15 protein-coding genes and 1 riboswitch are annotated in these 18,131 nt (G+C 43.7%); of the genes, 14 read left to right on the top strand and 1 reads right to left on the bottom strand.

What is annotated here, in order from left to right; translation table 11 throughout:
• Positions 1–146 precede the first annotated feature (146 nt).
• From VN447_RS12515 to VN447_RS12475, 9 genes are all read left to right on the top strand, one after another.
• Positions 147–1,154: an ABC transporter substrate-binding protein gene (locus tag VN447_RS12515; protein ID WP_325525690.1), complete on the top strand. Its 1,008-nt coding sequence runs from the start codon at positions 147–149 to the stop codon at positions 1,152–1,154.
• A gap of 270 nt (positions 1,155–1,424) precedes the next feature.
• A complete protein-coding gene (locus VN447_RS12510; protein WP_325525689.1) occupies positions 1,425–2,693 on the top strand; it encodes an MFS transporter in 1,269 nt (422 codons plus the stop codon).
• Between the two features lie 96 nt (positions 2,694–2,789).
• Positions 2,790–4,130 carry a nitrogenase component 1 gene (locus VN447_RS12505; RefSeq protein WP_325525688.1) on the top strand — a complete coding sequence of 447 codons (1,341 nt, stop codon included), beginning with the start codon at positions 2,790–2,792 and terminating at the stop codon, positions 4,128–4,130.
• Positions 4,131–4,144: 14 nt separating this feature from the next.
• Positions 4,145–5,689 carry a nitrogenase component 1 gene (locus VN447_RS12500; protein ID WP_325525687.1) on the top strand — a complete coding sequence of 515 codons (1,545 nt, stop codon included), beginning with the start codon at positions 4,145–4,147 and terminating at the stop codon, positions 5,687–5,689.
• Positions 5,690–5,708: 19 nt separating this feature from the next.
• The gene (cysK, locus tag VN447_RS12495) at positions 5,709–6,671 is read left to right on the top strand and encodes a cysteine synthase A (RefSeq protein WP_325525686.1); all 963 of its coding nucleotides are present in this window, start codon (positions 5,709–5,711) and stop codon (positions 6,669–6,671) included.
• 166 nt (positions 6,672–6,837) lie between these two features.
• On the top strand, positions 6,838–7,356 hold the full coding sequence (locus VN447_RS12490; protein ID WP_325525685.1) for a nitroreductase family protein: 519 nt from the start codon (positions 6,838–6,840) through the stop codon (positions 7,354–7,356).
• A gap of 279 nt (positions 7,357–7,635) precedes the next feature.
• Complete coding sequence (locus VN447_RS12485) at positions 7,636–9,102, top strand: nitrogenase component 1 (protein WP_325525684.1); 1,467 nt, start codon at positions 7,636–7,638, stop codon at positions 9,100–9,102.
• Complete coding sequence (locus VN447_RS12480; RefSeq protein ID WP_325525683.1) at positions 9,103–10,404, top strand: nitrogenase component 1; 1,302 nt, start codon at positions 9,103–9,105, stop codon at positions 10,402–10,404. It begins immediately after the preceding gene.
• Between the two features lie 741 nt (positions 10,405–11,145).
• Entirely contained in the window at positions 11,146–12,540 is a 1,395-nt protein-coding gene (locus tag VN447_RS12475; protein ID WP_325525682.1) for an S-layer homology domain-containing protein, read from the top strand.
• Between the two features lie 95 nt (positions 12,541–12,635).
• Here the strand turns inward: VN447_RS12475 and VN447_RS12470 are convergent, their stop codons facing one another.
• On the bottom strand, positions 12,636–13,778 hold the full coding sequence (locus VN447_RS12470; protein ID WP_325525681.1) for a PLP-dependent aspartate aminotransferase family protein: 1,143 nt from the start codon (positions 13,776–13,778) through the stop codon (positions 12,636–12,638).
• Positions 13,779–13,940: 162 nt separating this feature from the next.
• Positions 13,941–14,038: riboswitch (SAM riboswitch) on the bottom strand.
• Between the two features lie 165 nt (positions 14,039–14,203).
• Here VN447_RS12470 and hydE point away from each other — a divergent pair.
• The 5 genes from hydE to VN447_RS12445 all read left to right on the top strand — a co-directional run bounded on the left by hydE (position 14,204) and on the right by VN447_RS12445 (position 18,128).
• A complete protein-coding gene (gene hydE / locus VN447_RS12465; RefSeq protein WP_325525680.1) occupies positions 14,204–15,250 on the top strand; it encodes a [FeFe] hydrogenase H-cluster radical SAM maturase HydE in 1,047 nt (348 codons plus the stop codon).
• Positions 15,251–15,274: 24 nt separating this feature from the next.
• Positions 15,275–15,640, top strand: coding sequence for a YezD family protein (locus tag VN447_RS12460; RefSeq protein ID WP_325525679.1), 366 nt, complete (start codon positions 15,275–15,277; stop codon positions 15,638–15,640).
• A 226-nt stretch (positions 15,641–15,866) separates the two neighbouring features.
• Positions 15,867–16,220 carry a nitroreductase gene (locus VN447_RS12455; RefSeq protein WP_325525678.1) on the top strand — a complete coding sequence of 118 codons (354 nt, stop codon included), beginning with the start codon at positions 15,867–15,869 and terminating at the stop codon, positions 16,218–16,220.
• A 245-nt stretch (positions 16,221–16,465) separates the two neighbouring features.
• On the top strand, positions 16,466–17,182 hold the full coding sequence (locus VN447_RS12450) for a DUF1847 domain-containing protein (RefSeq protein WP_325525677.1): 717 nt from the start codon (positions 16,466–16,468) through the stop codon (positions 17,180–17,182).
• A gap of 121 nt (positions 17,183–17,303) precedes the next feature.
• Positions 17,304–18,128: a transporter substrate-binding domain-containing protein gene (locus tag VN447_RS12445; RefSeq protein ID WP_325525676.1), complete on the top strand. Its 825-nt coding sequence runs from the start codon at positions 17,304–17,306 to the stop codon at positions 18,126–18,128.
• Positions 18,129–18,131: the final 3 nt, after the last annotated feature.

Raw genomic sequence — 18,131 nt, 5'->3', positions numbered from 1 at the left:
CGGTTTGTTTGCCGTACCCAAAAACCACATAGCGACCAGCTTAGCCAGTCTATCCGGGGGAGTAGGCTCTATATTATCAATGTGAAATACTGTGAATACACGAGAAAAACGAAGAAAAGTTTTTGATTATTAAGGGAGGTGGAATCGTGAACATCAAAAAGAAAATGTCTATTATTGCAATGACAGTGATATCTGCATTATTGCTGTCAGCCTGCGGGCAAAAGCCGGTATCTAAGGCTGACGACTTTGTCCTGAAAATTGGTTATAGCGGCAGCTTATGTGAAGCTCCTGTACATATGGGTGTTGAGAAGGGCTTTTTTGCCGAGGAGGGTTTAAAGGTTGATCTGATTAAGCTGGCACCGGGAACAACTTTTGAAGCTGTTACCGCAGGCAAGATAGACGCAGGATTTGGCTTGCTCGCCAGCCTGATGCAGCCACTGTCCAATGGCTTACCCATTAAAGTTACGACAGGCCTGCATACAGGGTGCGACAAGCTGCTTGTTCCTAACAACTCTGGAATTAAAACACTCACAGATCTAAAAGGTAAACGTATCGGGGTTCCCAGCATGACCAGTAGTCCAATCATTTTTGCGAAACGTGCCCTTGCCGATGCTGGTGTTGGTGTAAGTGAGAAGAATATGGAAGTGGAATTTGTCGTATTTAATGCCAGCGATCTTCCTATTGCTTTGAAAAATGGTTCGGTCGATGCGCTTGCAATGAATGACCCGACTGCAGCCGTAGCCCAAAAAGAATTTTCTTTGAACACTCTGGTTGATTCGGCAGTGACTGAACCATATAATCATCAATATTGCTGCTCTGCGTTTGTTCGTGACAATATAGCCAAAGATTATCCTGAGGTTGCTGCAAAATATACCCGTGCTATGCAGAAAGCAAGCGCCTGGATACAGAAAAATCAAGATGAAACCGCAAAAATTCAGGTTGAAAAGAAGTGGGTTGCAGGGGACGCTACATTTAATGCAGCGGTGTTAAAAACCTATAATTATATCCCATCTGTCAAAGGAGCTTATGATGCCTTTGGCATAACTGCCAAGCAATTACAGAAAGTCGGTATGCTGGGTGAAGGTGTAGATGTTGAAGCCTTGCATAAAAACAGCTTTGTCTTCTTTAAAGACGTACAGGATACGGTTCAATAGTCATAGCTAGCAGGAGGAATTTGTGTGTAAATCCGGATGTGAAAAATAGTTCTTAATAGGAAAACATTAGCTGATCAGTAAAACACAGAAGGCTAAGGTCTGCTTAATAGCGCCTTAGCCTTTTAATTTCATGTTCGGTATAGATATTTCGCAGTAATGATGTTTGCAGGCGCAGGCAGTGTGTTAACTGCAGATACTTTAACGCGTTGTATATAGAAGCGGTAGACTGTTCCTGATAAAAAGAGGTGCAAGAGGAGATAGTTAAGCTTTATGGGGAGCAAATGGGATATCCAAGACAAAATTACCGCTAATTGCAAGCTGATAGTACGCGCGTTGCGTCATCGTAATTACCGGTTATTTTTTACCGGGCAGACGATTTCGATGATTGGGACGTGGATGCAGGATATTGCGATAAACTGGCTTATTTACCAGTTAACTGGATCAGCCTTAATGTTAGGGACAGTTAATTTTTGCAGTAAGATGCCAGGATTTATGCTGGGGCCATTGGCCGGGCTGCTGGTTGATCGTTTCAGTCGACATAGAATTATTATTTTTACACAGATTATGTCGATGCTCCAAGCGCTTGTTATGGCAGTATTGGTATTGAGTAACCGGATCGAGGTCTGGCATGTGATGGCTTTGGGCACAATGCTGGGGTGCATTCAGGCCTTTGATATGCCTGCCCGGCATGCATTTATTGTTGATCTGGTCGATGACCGGGAGGATATGAATAATGCGATTGCCTTAAACTCAATTATTATCAACGTAGCGCGTCTGATAGGGCCATCTATCGCCGGAATTCTGATTGCTATTGTTGGCGAAGGAATCTGCTTTCTGTTGAACGCCGGTAGTTTCATTGCAGTGATAGCAGCCTTGCTGGCAATGAAGATTCGTACAAAACACATTGAGTCAGCAAGCCGGTCAATTAGCCGTGAATTATGCGAGGGTTTTACCTATGCATATCAATTTCTACCCATTAGGTATCTATTCTTTTTGCTGTGGGTCATCAGTTTTTTAGGAATGCCCTACATTGTATTTATGCCAATTTTTGCTGATCAGGTTCTGGGCGGCGGTTCCTATGTTTTGGGCTTTTTGTTTTCGGCAACAGGGTTAGGGGCTATCTGTGGCGCATCTTTTTTGGCGGCTCGATCCTATGTTGCCGGTTTGGAGAATATTATTCCGGTAGCCGCGGGGCTGTTTGGTTTAGCACTGACCATTTTTTCGCAAAACACCTCGATATGGCTGGCTTTATGTATTATGTTCTTTGCCGGCATTGGCATGATTATGCATAGCATTGCAACAAATACACTGCTGCAGACAGTGGTTGATGATGATAAACGCGGGCGAATTATGAGTATGTACTCGATGGCGTTCCAGGGTTTGACACCATTAGGCAGCCTTTTGGCCGGTTTCTTGGCTGAACGTATTGGTGCACCGGCGACTGAATGCATTTTCGGCAGTATTTGCCTGCTAGGTGCAATTGCATTTTATAACTGCCTGCCGAAAATGAAAGCACATATGAGTGCAATTTACAATTAACACCAATGAAGTTAATAAAGATTTACTAATACCATACAGTCGTACCTATAATCTTTATTGCTTATTATAAAAGATTGAATATTAGGAGGTTATTATATGGGTACTTTTATTGAACGCGCCAAATCTACATGCGCTTTGGGTGGTGCAATTGTTACAATATCCTCACTGCCGCGGGCTATCCCTATCGTTCATGCATCAGGCGGATGTGCAACTATGCTGGCTGGTACCTATAGCCAGGCAAGTGGCTACAAGGGTTCCGGGTATTGCAGCGGTCATATGACACCCACCTCAAATGTTGTCGAAAAGGATATTGTTTTTGGCGGCGAAGAGCGGTTGGAGGAGCAAATTACCCACACCATCAAAATAATTGACGGCGATCTGTACTTTGTAGTGACAGGTTGTCAGGTGGAAATCATCGGCGATGATGCTGTCGGTGTAACCCGACGGTTTAAGGATGGCAAGTATCCTGTACTTGCCGCCAACACCCCTGGCTTTATCGGCAATGGCTTTAAAGGTTATGACGTGGTGCTGAGCACCCTGGCAGCCGAGTTTATTGAACCTAAGGCAATAAAGGCCGAAAAGACCGTCAATATTTTGGGTATTATGCCAGGTCAGGACGTCTTTTTCCGGGGTAATATTAAGGGAATTCAAAGATTGTTAAAAAAATTGGGTATAAAAGCCAATACTTTTTTTGGCGATGGGGAAACCATTGAAAAAATAAGAAATTACGGGAATGCTGCCCTGACAATCGTTTTCTCGGATAAATATGGTATTGATACAGCTAAAGTATTTGAGGAAAAACATAATATTCCCTATATTACTGTGGATCTTCCCATTGGTGAGACCAGAACCGAGGCCTTTTTACATAAAATTGGTGAGCAACTGGGCATTGAGACAGCGGTAGTTAATGAGCTTATTGCTGATGAAAGACGTGAATATTACAGCTATCTTGAAAGGTTCCTGGATATTTACAGCGATATAGACCTGCAACGCTATGCCATTGTTTCTGCCGATATCAATTATGCGTTTTCGCTGACTAGTTTTCTTGCTGACGATTTAGGCTGGGTGCCACACCTTGTCGTCATCAATGAAGAAGTGGATGATATCAGCAAAAAGAAATATGAGCTGAAATTTAACCAGTTAACCTCTGAGGCTAAACCGAAAGTAATATTTGAACAGCATGCCGGACAGCTCTTGAGCCATATCAGGAAGAGCTGGAAACACAACACTAATGAGAAATATTATGATGCTCTCAGTCCTGCATTCCTTGTCGGCAGTAGCCTGGAGGGCTCTACGGCTCAAAAGATCGGGGCCGCATTCCTGCCTGTTTCTTTCCCGGTCACAAACCGGGCAGTTTTAAATAAAGGCTATACCGGGTATCAGGGTGGTTTATCACTTGCCGAAGATCTTTTTTCGGCGCTTGTTAGCAATCGATAAAAGGGGGTATAACAATGTCTAATTTAACTAAAGATCTTACATATGACTATTTATCAGCCGAGGCTGCACCTACCAGGGAGGAACGAATTGAGGCGACATATGCCTTTGGTGGTTCTTGCTCAGGGTTGAAACATGGAATGGGGCAGGGGTGCACCAAGTATAACAGCAGAAAGTTTGCGCAGGGCGGTGGCTGCCAATTAAGTCTGGCCCTGGGTATTGTCAGATCATTCCAGAATGTGGTTGTTGTCATCCATGGGCCGCTGGGCTGCGCCTCCAATAACCTGGGTATAGCTGGGTATAGTAAAACATTCCGGGTGCTAAAGCACAAACCGGTAACCGATAATATCTGGCTACACACAAACCTGGATGAGAATGATGTTATTTCCGGTGGTATTGATAAATTGCGGGAAGCGATATTGTATGCAGAGAAGGAATATCGCCCAGATGCGATTATCATTGGTAATAGTTGTGTGCCAGGTATTATCGGTGATGATATCGACTCTTTAATCGATGAGCTTGACGGGCAGCTTTCAGCCAGGGTAGTACCTGTTCACTGCGAAGGCTTTAAAAGCAAGTTTGTGGCTACAGGCTATGACTCAGCATATCATGGGGTATTAAAAAAGCTGGTTGATCCCATTAAAAAATACGACAGAGCGACTCCGGAAGATGTCACCGGGGCAACTGCGGATGCTGCTGAAAAGGTTCTGCACAGCAAAACGGTAAATCTCTTAAATGTTGGTTCCACAAGCTATGGGGATGAAGTAGAGCTGTCAAGGCTGCTTAAGGCACTCGGTCTAAATGTGCGGGTCATGCCCCTGTATGCCAGTATTGAAGAGATTTCACGTATCGGTGAGGCGGCGCTCAATATTAGTATTTGCGCCACACACGACGATTATCTTATCGGTCATTTAAAAGAGCGTTTCGGTACCGAATATGTCATTGACACCCTGCCGATCGGTATCAAAAATACCAATCAATGGCTGCGGGTTATTGCAAAATTCTTCAAGCTTGAAGACGAGGTAGAAAAGCTGATCGCGATTGAAAACGCGCAACTGGAAGAGGCGCTTGAACCATTTAAAAAAGTATTAAAAGGCAAGACGGTATTTGTGGGTGGCGGCGAAACCCGTATCTTTACAACTGCTGAGTTTTATCAGTCGTTAGGGATGAAGGTTTTGGGATTAAAACCACATAATTTTGACCGCTTTGCTGTGCCGATGATTGATGATATTGATGACCAGGAGGCTGTTATTGATGTTGCCCCAGGGCAACCGTCAGAAGAACTGGTGGTACTTAACCGCCTTAGACCTGACCTTTATGTTGGTCATACTGGCGCCCCTGCCTGGGTAACCAAACTGGGGATACCTACTACGCCACTTTTTGGCCAGTCGTTTAACTATATGGGTTATTCAGGGGCCTTTGAGCTGGCAAGAAAAGCGGCAAGAAGACTCCAAAATACTGCTTTTTCGAAAAAGATCGGGGCAAATGTACCATTGCCGTTCCGACCGGAATGGTATGAAAGCAATCCGTTTGACAATATCAAAGAAGCCCAACAAGGCTGAATATAGGGGAGGAATAGGAATGCCTGCTATTGTAGATAATCTGACAGAGCTTATTGGCAATACGCCGCTACTGCGGCCCAATTCTTTTGCGAAACTGGCTAAGCTAAACGCTGAACTGCTGCTTAAGCTCGAATATTATAATCCGTTGGGGAGTGTAAAAGACAGAATTGCCAACTCAATGGTGGTGGACGCTGAAAAAACAGGCGTGCTCAAACCCGGGTCAGTGATTATTGAGCCTACCAGCGGTAATACCGGTGTTGGCCTGGCCTTTGTGGCAGCGGCCAAAGGCTATCGAATTATTCTTACCATGCCGGACACCATGAGTCTGGAGCGCCGGGCATTGTTAAAAGCCTTGGGCGCCGAACTGGTGCTGACACCAGGGGCTGATGGGATGAAGGGCGCTATCCGTAAAGCCGAAGAATTATCAGTGCGGATTCCGGACTCCGTCATATTGCAGCAGTTCAATAATCCTGCCAATCCGGCCATTCACCGGGAGACAACAGCGGAGGAAATCTGGCGTGACACCAAGGGGAAAGTCGACATATTTGTCGCTGGTGTAGGCACCGGCGGTACAGTTACCGGTGTTGGAGAGGTGCTTAAGGCTCGTAAACCGGGTGTCAGGATTGTTGCCGTTGAGCCCAATGATTCTGCTGTTTTATCAGGCGGCAATCCCAGCCCGCATCAGATTCAGGGCATTGGGGCCGGCTTTGTACCCAAGGTGTTTAAGTTTGAGGCTGTCGATGAAATCTTTAAAGTGAAAAATGATGAGGCCATTGATACGGCCCGGGTACTGGCCAGGGTGGAGGGTTTGCTTGTCGGCATTTCCTCCGGTGCTGCTGCATTTGCTGCCGCTCAGATAGCCAGACGGCCTGAAAATGCCGGTAAAACGGTGGTTGCCCTGCTGCCAGATACGGGGGAACGGTATTTATCAACTGTCCTCTTTAAAGAGCTGACAGACGAAGGCAGCATATACTGGCGTTAAAAGCTGCAGTTATGCTATAGTTATAATTAAATATACAGGGCAATTCATTGTTGCTTGAATATGTTGACTAGACGAACCAGAGGCGCTGATTTGCAAGGAAGAGATCTGCGCCTTGCCTATTATTAAAAAAATGGTAACAGGTAAAGTACATTAGGAGGGGATTTTCGTGAGTGTTCTCGATTTGTTGAAACAGCGATATTCAGTGCGTAAATATGAAGATAGGCCGGTGGAAGCAGAAAAGCTGCAGAAGCTATTGGAAGCTGGCCGCGTTGCACCTTCAGCCCATAACAATCAGCCCAGTCGGTTGATTGTTGTGCGGGAGCAGACAGGTCTGGAGAAACTCAGAAAAGGGGCTAATGTATATGGCGCACCGCTGGCAATCATTGTGGCTGGCGATCATGAGACTGCCTGGGTACGGCCTTATGACAAGAAAAAAAGTGTGGATATTGATGCAAGTATTGTTACCGACCATATCATCCTGGCAGCAACTGAACTGGGCCTGGGAACGCTGTGGGTATGTTATTTTGATCCGGCCGTGATTCGCAAAGAATTTAATATTCCGGACCACCTTGAACCAGTCAATATAATCGGAGTCGGCTACGCTGCTGGGGAAGCCAAATCACCGGATAGGCATGATGAGGCACGAAAGCCGCTGACAGAGATTGTGATCTGGGAAAGCTATTGATAGAGATACAGGTCATTTGCAAAAACAAAATATATAGTGCTGATTAGTTAAAAGACTAAAGGCTAGTAAACATTGAAAAAATGTTTTACTGGCCTTTTATTTATCCGATGACTAACCCGCTCTAAGACTCCCATCCTCTATAGGTGGGAGTTATACCCAAAGGGCACAGGCGAGCGGCTTCCCTGGAAGTTGGTCGACTAAACTTCAGATGGGGTAAAAACCCCACCTGAAGCTAAGTCTCACTTTATCTTGCAACAAATATGTATAAGGAGAGAATGTATGGCTATTAATTTAAATGTTACTTCAGCAGGTACGCGCGAAAATAGGTTAGGATCAATCACCGGCTATTCTGGGGATCTACACGACTTGGTCCAACAGAGTAGATGCGGGACACTTAAGGAAAAAGAACGTTGCTTTAGTCAGTCAAGTTCTTGTGATGCCGGTTGTGCCTTGAACCAGCTTGCCAGCATCACAGATGTTGCTGTGATCAATCACGCGCCCTCAGGTTGTACTGCAGGGTCTTCTACGGTCATTGTCCATCATACGCAGCTTGCAGCGAAGCGGGGTGTTGAATATGATACTGTTTTTATCGGGACCGATATGGATGAGTCGGACACTATTTTTGGTGCTACAACTGATCTGAGAGAAATAATCATCGAAACATATAATCGCTATAAACCCAAAGCAATTTTTGTGGGAACTTCCTGCGTGTCTGGCATTATCGGCGAAGATGTCGACAGTGTTATTGCTGAGCTACAATCAGAATTGCCGATTCCGTTGGCGCCGGTTCATTGTGAAGGCTTTAAATCAAGAGTATGGGCATCTGGTTTTGATGCTGCAGATCATGCTGTTCTCACTAGTATTGTAAAGCCACCGCAAAAAAAGAGTAATGTAATCAATTTTAAAAACTTTAATGAAAGCGCCAGAAAAGAGATTATAGAAATTTTTTCTAATTTTGGCATGGAGCCCTTTTTCTTTTATGCCAATTCTACGGTAGAAGAGCTTTCCCATCTAGCCGAAGCGCAGGCCACTGTGTCAATCTGCGGCACATTGGGAACATATTTAGGCAATGGCTTAGAACAAGAATATGGAGTGCCTTATATCAAGACCATCAACCCGTTAGGTATTGTTGGTTTCGAAACATGGCTCAGGGAAATAGGCCGGGTAATCGAGAAAGAAGCGGCAGTAGAAGCTTATATTGAACAAGAAAGAGCATTCTATCTGCCTAAAATTGAAGCAGTAAAAAAAGAACTCACAGGACTACGGGCAGTCCTGGGGATGGGAGCGAGCTTTGCTTTTCAGGTGTCCCGTGTTCTACAAGAGCTTGGCATCGAGGTCGTGTGGGTGGCCTCATGGCATTTTGATGCGAAATATGATAATGGTGAGACGCCGCCTTACCTTGAACAGTTGGTAACAGAAAATCCTAATAATTTTAAAGTAAGTGTTAGTGATCAGCAAAATTTTGAAATTCTTAATATATTAAATACCTATAAACCGGATATTTATTTGGCCAGGCACCCAGGCACAACTGTCTGGGCTATTAAGCAAGGGATTGCGGCACTTTTCCTTGGTGATGAATATAAGACTTTTGGCTATCGGGGGACACTGGACTTTGCCAATACAATACTTGATACAATCAGAAACCGAAGTTTCGAAAAGAATCTTGCTTCCCGCATTACGCTTCCGTATTCCGATTGGTGGTATAAACAAGATAACGCAGCATTCCTAAAGGAGGATGTGAAATAGATGCCGAAAATATTGGATCAACCTAGATATAAATGTGCAATGGCCGCCATGCAGACCGTCCAGGCAATTACGAATGCTTTGCCTATATTACACTCAGGTCCTGGCTGCGCTGATAAACTTCAGGGGGGAGATTATGGTGGTTCAGGGCATTTTGCGCCCCGGATTTTTCCTTGCACCAATCTTAATGAAAAAGATGTAGTTTTTGGCGGCACAGAACGATTAAGGGAAACCATTGAGAATGCCCTCAAAGTAGTCAATGCCGACATGTATGTTGTATTAAGCAGTTGCGCTTCTGAAATCATCGGCGATGATATGGAAGAGGTGGTCCGCTCATTTAAAGATACAGAGAAACCCATAATCTTTGCTTCGACAGCAGGGTTTAAGGGAAATAATCTTTTAGGACACGAGTGGGTCATTCAGGCTATTATTGAGCAATATTTACAACCGGCAGAGCAAAAGACTAAAGGCCTCGTGAATATATGGGCAAGTATCCCGCAGTTTGATCCCTTTTGGTATGGCAATTTATCTGAATTGGAGAATCTTGTTGCCCAGCTTGGCTTAATCCCTAATACAATCTTTGGCTATGAGCGGGGTATCAAAAATATTGATAAAATACCGGCAGCGGAATTTAATTTGCTGGTATCGCCCTGGGTGGGCTTAAATAATGTAAAGCTGTTGCAAGAAAAATTTGGCACACCTTATTTACATCTTCCCACGCTTCCCATTGGTTCTTTTGAATCCAGTAAATTTTTGCGGGCAGTGGGTGAATTTGCTGGGGTAGATCAACAAAAGGTTGAAGATGTTATTTTCGAGAATGAAAAGAAATATTACTATTTTATTGAACGGTTTGCCGATGTGTTTCTGGAAACCCGTGTTATGTCTAAACGCTTTGTTGTCGTTTCCGATGCTCAATATTCATTAGCCGTAACTAAGTTCCTGGTTAATGATGTTGGGTTATTTCCTTCTAAGCAATATATCACAGATAACACACCTGATGAATATCAAGAGCAGATCAGAGCGGAATTTAAAACATTAAACTATGGGATTGAAGCAGACGTAGCCTTCTTGTCTGATGGCTATCTTATACAAAATGAGATTAAAGACACGTATTTTACCGGATATCCTTTAATTATTGGCAGCTCATGGGAAAAGAAAATAGCGAAAAAAACGCAAGCGCACTATTTGTCAATTTCCTGGCCTGTAAAAGAAAGGCTGGTTATAAACAGTTCCTATGTAGGCTATGGTGGTGGGCTTAAACTGCTTGAAGACATCTATTCAGTTGTGCTTACACGGTTCAATTAGGGACAGATAAAAACAATATCTATACATGTAATAAGGCAAAAAGAAGTTGCTTATTAGCAATTTCTTTGGCCTTATTGCTCTATAATTAATTGATGGGGAGGCAAGTTCAATGTGTAAAAAAACCAAAGGCTAGGGCATATCAGCAGATATACCTTAGCCTTTGGTTTTTAGCGATCAGCCTATGTAATTTAAAATTATAGTACTACAGGCAGGCCTGTGGTGCCAATGGGGCGGGACATCTTTTCAGAGAGAATTAAATTAACCTTGTTATGCATATTTTTCTTGCTTTTTATTATAATTTAAGTATAATCTAGTTAATATGTACTAAGGCTGATTGGAAAAAACCAAAGGTCAGAATGATGTTTCTGAGAAACATTGCTCTGACCTTTTTGTTTTTAAAATACCTAAGTGGGGAGTATGCCTGCTCCATCGGCGTGGAATTAGCAGGTGCATAAAATTTGAATTAGTAAACACCTGGCTAGCTAAAAGCTGGAGGCTGTTTTCCAATTAACTTGGGATACAGCCTTTTATTATATTAATAAAAGGAAGCCGCCCGCCCCGACCAAGAGTTGAGCGACTTCCTCCCCAGCAACACCTCATGAAAGAGGTCTGCCTTGCTATAAATATAGCATTGTTTGACCTCCTCATGCAAGGTGCAACATAAAGGAGGTTTTATTTATGTGCATTAATTTAAGCTAAGTCTCACTTTGAAAAATGTAATTATACGAGGGGGAAAAAATAGTGAAAAAATCAATTATAATGTTATTTACCATTTTATTAGTAGTAAGTATTGCGGGGCCGGCTGCAGCAGCAACGGATTTTTCCGATGTCTCTACCAAGCATTGGGCTTATGACGCTGTAAGTCAATTGCATCAAGCCGGTCTAGTTGACGGATATAGCGATAGTACATTTCGTGGCGATAAGCCACTGACACGATATGAGTTTGCGGTTTTAATAGCGCGTGGATTGGGAAATTACACTAAAGCTAACGCCCAGCAAAAGGTTTTATTGGATAAACTATCTGCAGAATTTGCTGCCGAACTGAATAATATTGGTGTCCGTCTAAATAAGCTGGAAAAAAATCAACCAAACCTCAAATTTAGCGGCAATGCTGAAGTTCGTTATACCTCCCAGGATAATAACGGTACAGTTGCATCCAGTGTCGGCGGTGCCTACCGCATCAGACTAAATGGTGAGGCTAAAGTAGATGATAACACTAATCTTGGTCTGCGGGTGACATCAGGTGTGACAAAAGCGGGTACGAAATATAAATATGCTAGTGCCACCTTTACTGGTTTTGGAGCAACCTCAGCCGCAGATGATAACAAAAATACCGTTACGCTTGACCGGGTATTCCTGACTAGTAATGTCGGTGCCGTGAAAGCTACCGTTGGTGCGCAAGAACTGAAACTGGGTACTACTGGCTTTATTGTGGATAATGGCTATGCCAGCTTTGATGGGGTAAAGTTTGAAACTAAAGCTGGGAACGTTAATCTTGTCGGTAATTGGGGCCGGCAACAAAAAAATTCGGCAGTAGCATCCATTTGGGCAGTTAGGAATAATAAAGATACACACCTGCCTGAACCGTATCAAACAACTGCTGTTCCTGCCACTACCATTGATGTAGCCTCTTTGGAAGCTGCTATCCAAAATGGCAAACTTAGCTATGGCGCCGGGTATGCTACCCTCAAAGACGGGGGCGACGTACATACAACTTTGGCAGAATATTTATACGGTAATGCTAAATATGTATTTGATTCCAGCTTTTCGCTTGGTGGCGAGTATGTCTATAACCAGCAATTCGATACAGATAAAACTGCTTGGACTGCTGTAGCTACCATCGGCGATCAAGAAATTACCAGAAAAGGTCAAAACAATGTTGTTGTAAAATATTATAATGTTGGTAAAAACTCTATTAGCAGACTGACGTCCTATAGCCTGCAAAACAAGGCTAGTTCAACAGAGGCATTTTCTGATGTGAGAAATCAAAAAGGATTGAACATTGCTTATAACTACGGGTTTAGTAAAAACCTATCGGCCTATGTAGCCTATCAGAAACTGACTGATAAAGAGGCTACTGCTGCTGATGATAGAGGCTACCAATACTATCGTGCTGCGGTAGTAGCCAAATTTTAATGTGCTAAGCCGGCGTCTTAGCTTTCAATCATAATATATGACAGAAATAGAGTCAGAGACTAGTCTCTGACTCTATTTCGTGAGATTGTTGGCTATTAAGCCAACGCCTGCGCTAAATCTTCAATAATGTCCTCAACATCTTCGATGCCCACCGACAACCGCAGTAGACAGTCGCTGATGCCTAACCGCTGTCGGATGTCAGCCGGGATATCGGCATGGGTTTGTATCGCAGGGAAAGTAATTAAAGATTCAACACCGCCCAGACTTTCGGCAAATTGGAGAACTTTTACCTTGCGCAGCACTTGTGCTGGCAGACGGGGATGGTCTACAACAAAGGAGAGCATACCACCATAGCCTGTGGCTTGGGCATCTTGTATTTCCTTACCAGGATGATCTGGCAGCCCAGGGTAATAAACTTTGGTAACACTTGGATGAGATGTAAGCCATTTGGCGACAGCCAGCGCGTTTTCTTCATGTTGTCGTAATCTAAGGGCTAGGGTTTTCATGCCGCGCAGCAGCAGCCAGCTGTCCTGCGGCCCAAGAATAGCGCCGGCAGCATTCTGAACGAAGCCGATTCTTTCACAGAGCGCAGCATCTTTAGCTACAACAAGGCCACAGATAAGATCATTATGGCCTGATAAATATTTGGAACCGCTGTGAACAACGATGTCAGCACCAAGGGCCAGAGGACGTTGAAAATAGGGAGACAAAAAGGTATTGTCAACAATAACATGAATTGGGGTTTCACTGCTTTTCCGGGCGAGATCAACAATGGCTTTTATATCAGCGATTTTCATCAGCGGATTTGTCGGAGTCTCAAGGAGAATCGCTTTGGTTGCTGGCAGAATTGCCTGCTGTACTTGGGTGATGTCGCCGGTATCGACAAAAGTAGCAGTAAGGCCAAACTGGGTAAACATTTTGTCGAGAATACGGTATGTCCCGCCATAACAGTCTTCTGTTATGATAATGTGATCGCCAGGACGATAAAGCATAAGTACGGACGTAAGGGCCGCCATGCCAGAGGAAAAGGCAAAGCCAGCGTGGCCATCTTCAAGAACTGCTATAGCTTCTTCTACTGCTTTACGGGTTGGATTTTGCGTACGGGAATAGTCATAGCCTGTGCTTCGGCCAAGCTCGGGGTGACGGAAGGTGGCTGTCTGATAAATAGGGGTGCTGATGGCACCTGTTGTTTTGTCAGTAACTAGACCGGCTTGAACGACTTTAGTTGCAAATTTCATAACGATCATCTCCTATTCTAATAATGGTAAAGAAAACACGGCTTGTGCCGAGCCTTGGCGAGAGCGGAAGTCGATGTTGCCCTTATCCAGGGAAAGTTAAACTTTCTATCAGGACAACAAAAAACAGCTCTTCCGCAAGAAGAGCCGCCTATATACGCTAATAACTCATCTTCCGGATTGCTCCGCTGGATTTAGCACCTTGCATAATTGCCGGTTGCCGGGTGTCATAGGGCCAGTCCCTCGACCACTCTTGATAAGTTTGTATTCAATTATTGGATATCATTTTGTCATAATTATTAACATTTGTCAATAGACATTTGTTAGCGGTGGACGATGTTCTTTTTATTGACGCCAGTTCAAAAACCATATATCATAATTTCAAAAGGAAACATCTGTTTTTGGGAATATAGGGAGGCAGTGATACTATGACTGATGTGAGAGATATTCAGGCGTTAATCCAAAAAGCCGAAACAACCCATGAACTTGCTAAAAGCGAAATTGTTGCGCTGTTGACAGATAATCAATATGCAGAAGAGTTTTTTGCTGCTGCCGACCGCGTGCGGCGAAAATATGTGGGTGATGAAGTGCACCTGCGTGGTCTGATTGAGTTTTCGAATATTTGTAAACAAAACTGCCTATATTGTGGTCTTAGGCGTGATAATAAAAAGGTAGATCGTTACCGACTGGATACCGATACCATTATTGACTTTGCTGTCAAAGCTAAGTCATATGGCTACCGGACAGTAGTATTGCAGTCAGGTGAAGATGAATGCTTTGACGTTGATACTATGGTCTTCATCATTAAGAAAATTAAAGAGCTTGGCTTAGCGATAACAGTCAGTGTGGGTGAAAAGCCCCGCGAAGTGTACCAAGCCTATCGCGAAGCTGGTGCCGATCGATATCTTCTTAGAATTGAGACTACAGACAAAGAGCTTTATGAAAAATTAGATCCGGGCATGAGCTGGGATAACCGGGTGCGGTGTCTGAATGATATCAAAGAACTAGGTTTCGAGGTGGGTACAGGCTGTTTGGTAGGTATACCAGGACAGACAATTGAGTCATTGGCTGATGATATTCTTTTCTTTAAAGAGATTGACGCTGATATGATTGGGGTAGGCCCGTTTATTCCTAATCCTGATACACCGCTTGCCGCTGAAGCCGGTGGTACTTTTGACTTGAGCACTAAAGTCATGGCTATGATCCGCCTGTTGTTGCCTGATATTAATATTCCGGCGACAACGGCGATGGAGTCACTCAATCCCCAAGGACGGGTACTCGCATTGCAGCGTGGCGCTAATGTTGTCATGCCTAATGTTACTGAGGGTGAGTATCGCCAGATGTATCTTTTGTATCCCGGGAAAATATGTATTAATGATACGCCTGCTCACTGCCGGTCATGTATCACCGGCAAAATTCAGGGCATTGGCCGGAAAGTGTCTGAGACGCATGGATTCAGGGAAAAACGCGCGTAGTAGAGCCAAATGGAGGATATATCAATGACTAAACAGGAAACTGTGAGTACCAGCAAGCATTTCTCTGATGCCGGGCTTGAGCTTATTGAACAAGCGGTGCGAGATATTAGTTTTGGCTCGCTTACTTTAGTAGTCCAAGACTCAAAGGTAATTCAAATTGAAAAACTGGAAAAAATCCGGATTTGTGAACAGCAGCCTAAAGCGGCCGGCAAAACAGCTACAAAAGCGACAGCCGGAGCCGCTTTGCGGACACGAATTTTACAATCTGTCAGCGGCATGGAGTATGGTAAGGTTGCGATCCAAATTCAGTCCGGGCAAATTATGCAAGTGGAGCGAACTGAAAAATATCGAGTAGGTAAATTTACGGGGCTCCATGGTGATGGAATTTAAAAGTTGACACATATAGAGTAACATGCTATCATAACTTATAAATATGGCAATCTCATGTCCGAGTCCATTATGAGTTTGTGTGTGCTGATCAGAATTATAACTGAAGGCCAAGGTTCGATATACGAACCTTGGCCTTTTATTATAAGTACAACTCGTTTATTATTTGCTTATGCTATCCGCTGACTTGGGTGAGGTTATAAAATCGCCTATAAGGAGGGGAAGAAGAATGGTAGCATCTGAGACATCCCATATTGTTTGCAAGAATTGTGCATATCTCCTTGCCAAATGGTGCTATCAACGGCATTGGTGGTTCAGGTTGGTGCGGGAACCGTTGCTGCTGGGTATGCGCATCATGGCCTGGTGGCACAGGATTGATGCCCGGACGCATGTTGCAAATAACCGCGAATGTAATGGCTGCATCCGGTTTATGAAGAATGAACTGGAGGAGAAGTCGCCTACCTTCCGCTTTCTTAACAACAGTATCGGGAAACGAGTTAACAGACTGCGGGATTCAATGCTCACCCAGCAGGAGCTGGACGAAGCCAAACGTTATGCCAGGGAAGCAAACCTGCTTGAATAATTTTTACAAAAATGTCTGTAATTTCAATAAATAGCTATTTTTACAAAAAAAGCGCTTGACACTGCTTTAACAGCATGGTAAATTATCATTAATCTTCATTTGGATATAGTCAGCAATGATGATATAATAATAAGTTTATAGTAAAAAGACTTGGTTGATCAGAAAACTGAAGGCCGGGGATGTGCAGAGCATCTTCGGTCTCTTTTTATTTTATCAACAGACAGAGGGAAACTGGAGGAATTATCATGAGTACTAAAAAAGACGCACATAGTTTAAGCTGCACAGATTGCAATGTTTACAATTGTAGAACTAGGAGTCAGCACTTTCCGGGATTTTGTTTAACCACTAAAGACAATGACGGACATTCGATTGCCGGCGATATTGAAGAAATCAAAAATTATCTGAAAGGCGATCATCAGGATGCCGTTGTTGCCCGGGCGTCTGCCGAGGTAGAAGGACTTTTTTACGGTAAAAAGACGAGAGTAGAGGAAATTATTGAATTTGCCAACCGGATCGGTGCAAAGAAAATTGGTATTGCGACCTGCGCCGGTTTGATTGAAGAAGCCAAAATATTTGCCAACATCCTGGATGCAAAAGGCCTGGAATATTACAGTGCCATTTGCAAAGTCGGATCTGTAGATAAATCAGAAATTGGCGTGCTGGAAGAACATAAACTCAAGCCAGGAAATCACGAATCCATGTGTAATCCGATTTTGCAGGCCCGCATACTTAACTATCAAAAGACCGACTTAAATGTTGTTGTCGGGCTGTGCGTGGGGCATGATTCTTTATTTACCAAATACTCGGATGCCTTGGTTACCACCCTGGTAGTAAAAGACCGGGTGACTGGCCATAATCCAGTGGCTGCTTTGTATACCGCTCATTCGTACCACAAGCGGCTGCTTGAGCAAGATAAAGAGAGACTTAGCTTCAGTGGGGTTTTAACCCCATCTGAAGTTTAGTCGACCAACTTCCAGGGAAGCCGCTCGCCTGTGCCCTTTGGGTATAACTCCCGCCTATAGAGGACGGGAGTCTTAGAGCGGGTTAGTCATCGGATAAATAAAAAAACGGAGGGGTTTTATTATGAAAAAATCAAAAATTATTGCACTTGCCCTGGCTATGTTTACTCTGATGTCCCTGATATTGACTGGCTGCCAGTCTGCAGCACCGACGGCTGCCGCAAAAAAGAAAATCGTCATCGGTACAGGAAACGCGTATAAACCATACTGCTTTTTAGATGAAAAAGGCAATCTAACCGGTTTTGAAATTGAGGTTCTAAAAAAAATAAATGAAAAGCTGCCTCAGTATGAATTCGAATTCAAAACATTTGACTTTAATGCTATCCTGGTCAGTCTTGAAACAGGCAAAATAGATCTGGCAGCCCATCAGTTTGAAGTCAATCCCGACAGGAAAAACAAGTTTCTGTTTGGGGATGAAGGTGTGACAATATATGACCTGAAGCTGGTGGTCAAAGAAGACAGAAATGATATAAAAACGTTGTACGATCTGGCAAAGATTAGTGGGACGATTGAAGTTGGCAAGGCTTCGACAAACAAAACTTATGTTGTTGATAAATGGAATAAGGAACATGGTAACAAACTGAATTTAGTATTTGCAGCATCAGATACGACCATAACCCTGCAAAACCTTGAGTCAGGCAAGACCGATGCTTTTGTAAATATCCAAAGAAATGTCGATGATTATCGTGCTACTTATAAAGCGAAAATTAAGACTGTAGGCGAACCGATCAGTTATTCTAACTCCTATTATCTGTATCGCAAGGATGATCCCACTGGGGCACAGTTGAAAAAAGATATAGATGCTGTTCTCAAAACCATGAAAGAGGATGGCACTCTTGTGCAACTTTCGAAACAATGGCTTGGGGGCGACTATATTCCTAAAAAATAAGGA

This window comes from Sporomusa sp. (genome assembly GCF_035561155.1).
In the GTDB taxonomy this organism is placed as follows: Bacteria; Bacillota; Negativicutes; order Sporomusales; family Sporomusaceae; genus Sporomusa.
This window is presented reverse-complemented; position numbering and strand designations above follow the sequence as displayed.

Excerpts from the sequence above, each read along its gene's own strand:
- VN447_RS12510 (WP_325525689.1), top strand. The coding sequence starts at position 1,425 with ATGGGGAGCAAATGGGATATCCAAGACAAAATTACCGCTAATTGCAAG.
- VN447_RS12505 (WP_325525688.1), top strand. The coding sequence starts at position 2,790 with ATGGGTACTTTTATTGAACGCGCCAAATCTACATGCGCTTTGGGTGGT.
- VN447_RS12500 (WP_325525687.1), top strand. The coding sequence starts at position 4,145 with ATGTCTAATTTAACTAAAGATCTTACATATGACTATTTATCAGCCGAG.
- cysK (WP_325525686.1), top strand. The coding sequence starts at position 5,709 with ATGCCTGCTATTGTAGATAATCTGACAGAGCTTATTGGCAATACGCCG.
- VN447_RS12485 (WP_325525684.1), top strand. The coding sequence starts at position 7,636 with ATGGCTATTAATTTAAATGTTACTTCAGCAGGTACGCGCGAAAATAGG.
- VN447_RS12480 (WP_325525683.1), top strand. The coding sequence starts at position 9,103 with ATGCCGAAAATATTGGATCAACCTAGATATAAATGTGCAATGGCCGCC.
- VN447_RS12470 (WP_325525681.1), bottom strand. The coding sequence starts at position 13,778 with ATGAAATTTGCAACTAAAGTCGTTCAAGCCGGTCTAGTTACTGACAAA.
- hydE (WP_325525680.1), top strand. The coding sequence starts at position 14,204 with ATGACTGATGTGAGAGATATTCAGGCGTTAATCCAAAAAGCCGAAACA.
- VN447_RS12460 (WP_325525679.1), top strand. The coding sequence starts at position 15,275 with ATGACTAAACAGGAAACTGTGAGTACCAGCAAGCATTTCTCTGATGCC.
- VN447_RS12455 (WP_325525678.1), top strand. The coding sequence starts at position 15,867 with ATGGTAGCATCTGAGACATCCCATATTGTTTGCAAGAATTGTGCATAT.
- VN447_RS12450 (WP_325525677.1), top strand. The coding sequence starts at position 16,466 with ATGAGTACTAAAAAAGACGCACATAGTTTAAGCTGCACAGATTGCAAT.
- VN447_RS12445 (WP_325525676.1), top strand. The coding sequence starts at position 17,304 with ATGAAAAAATCAAAAATTATTGCACTTGCCCTGGCTATGTTTACTCTG.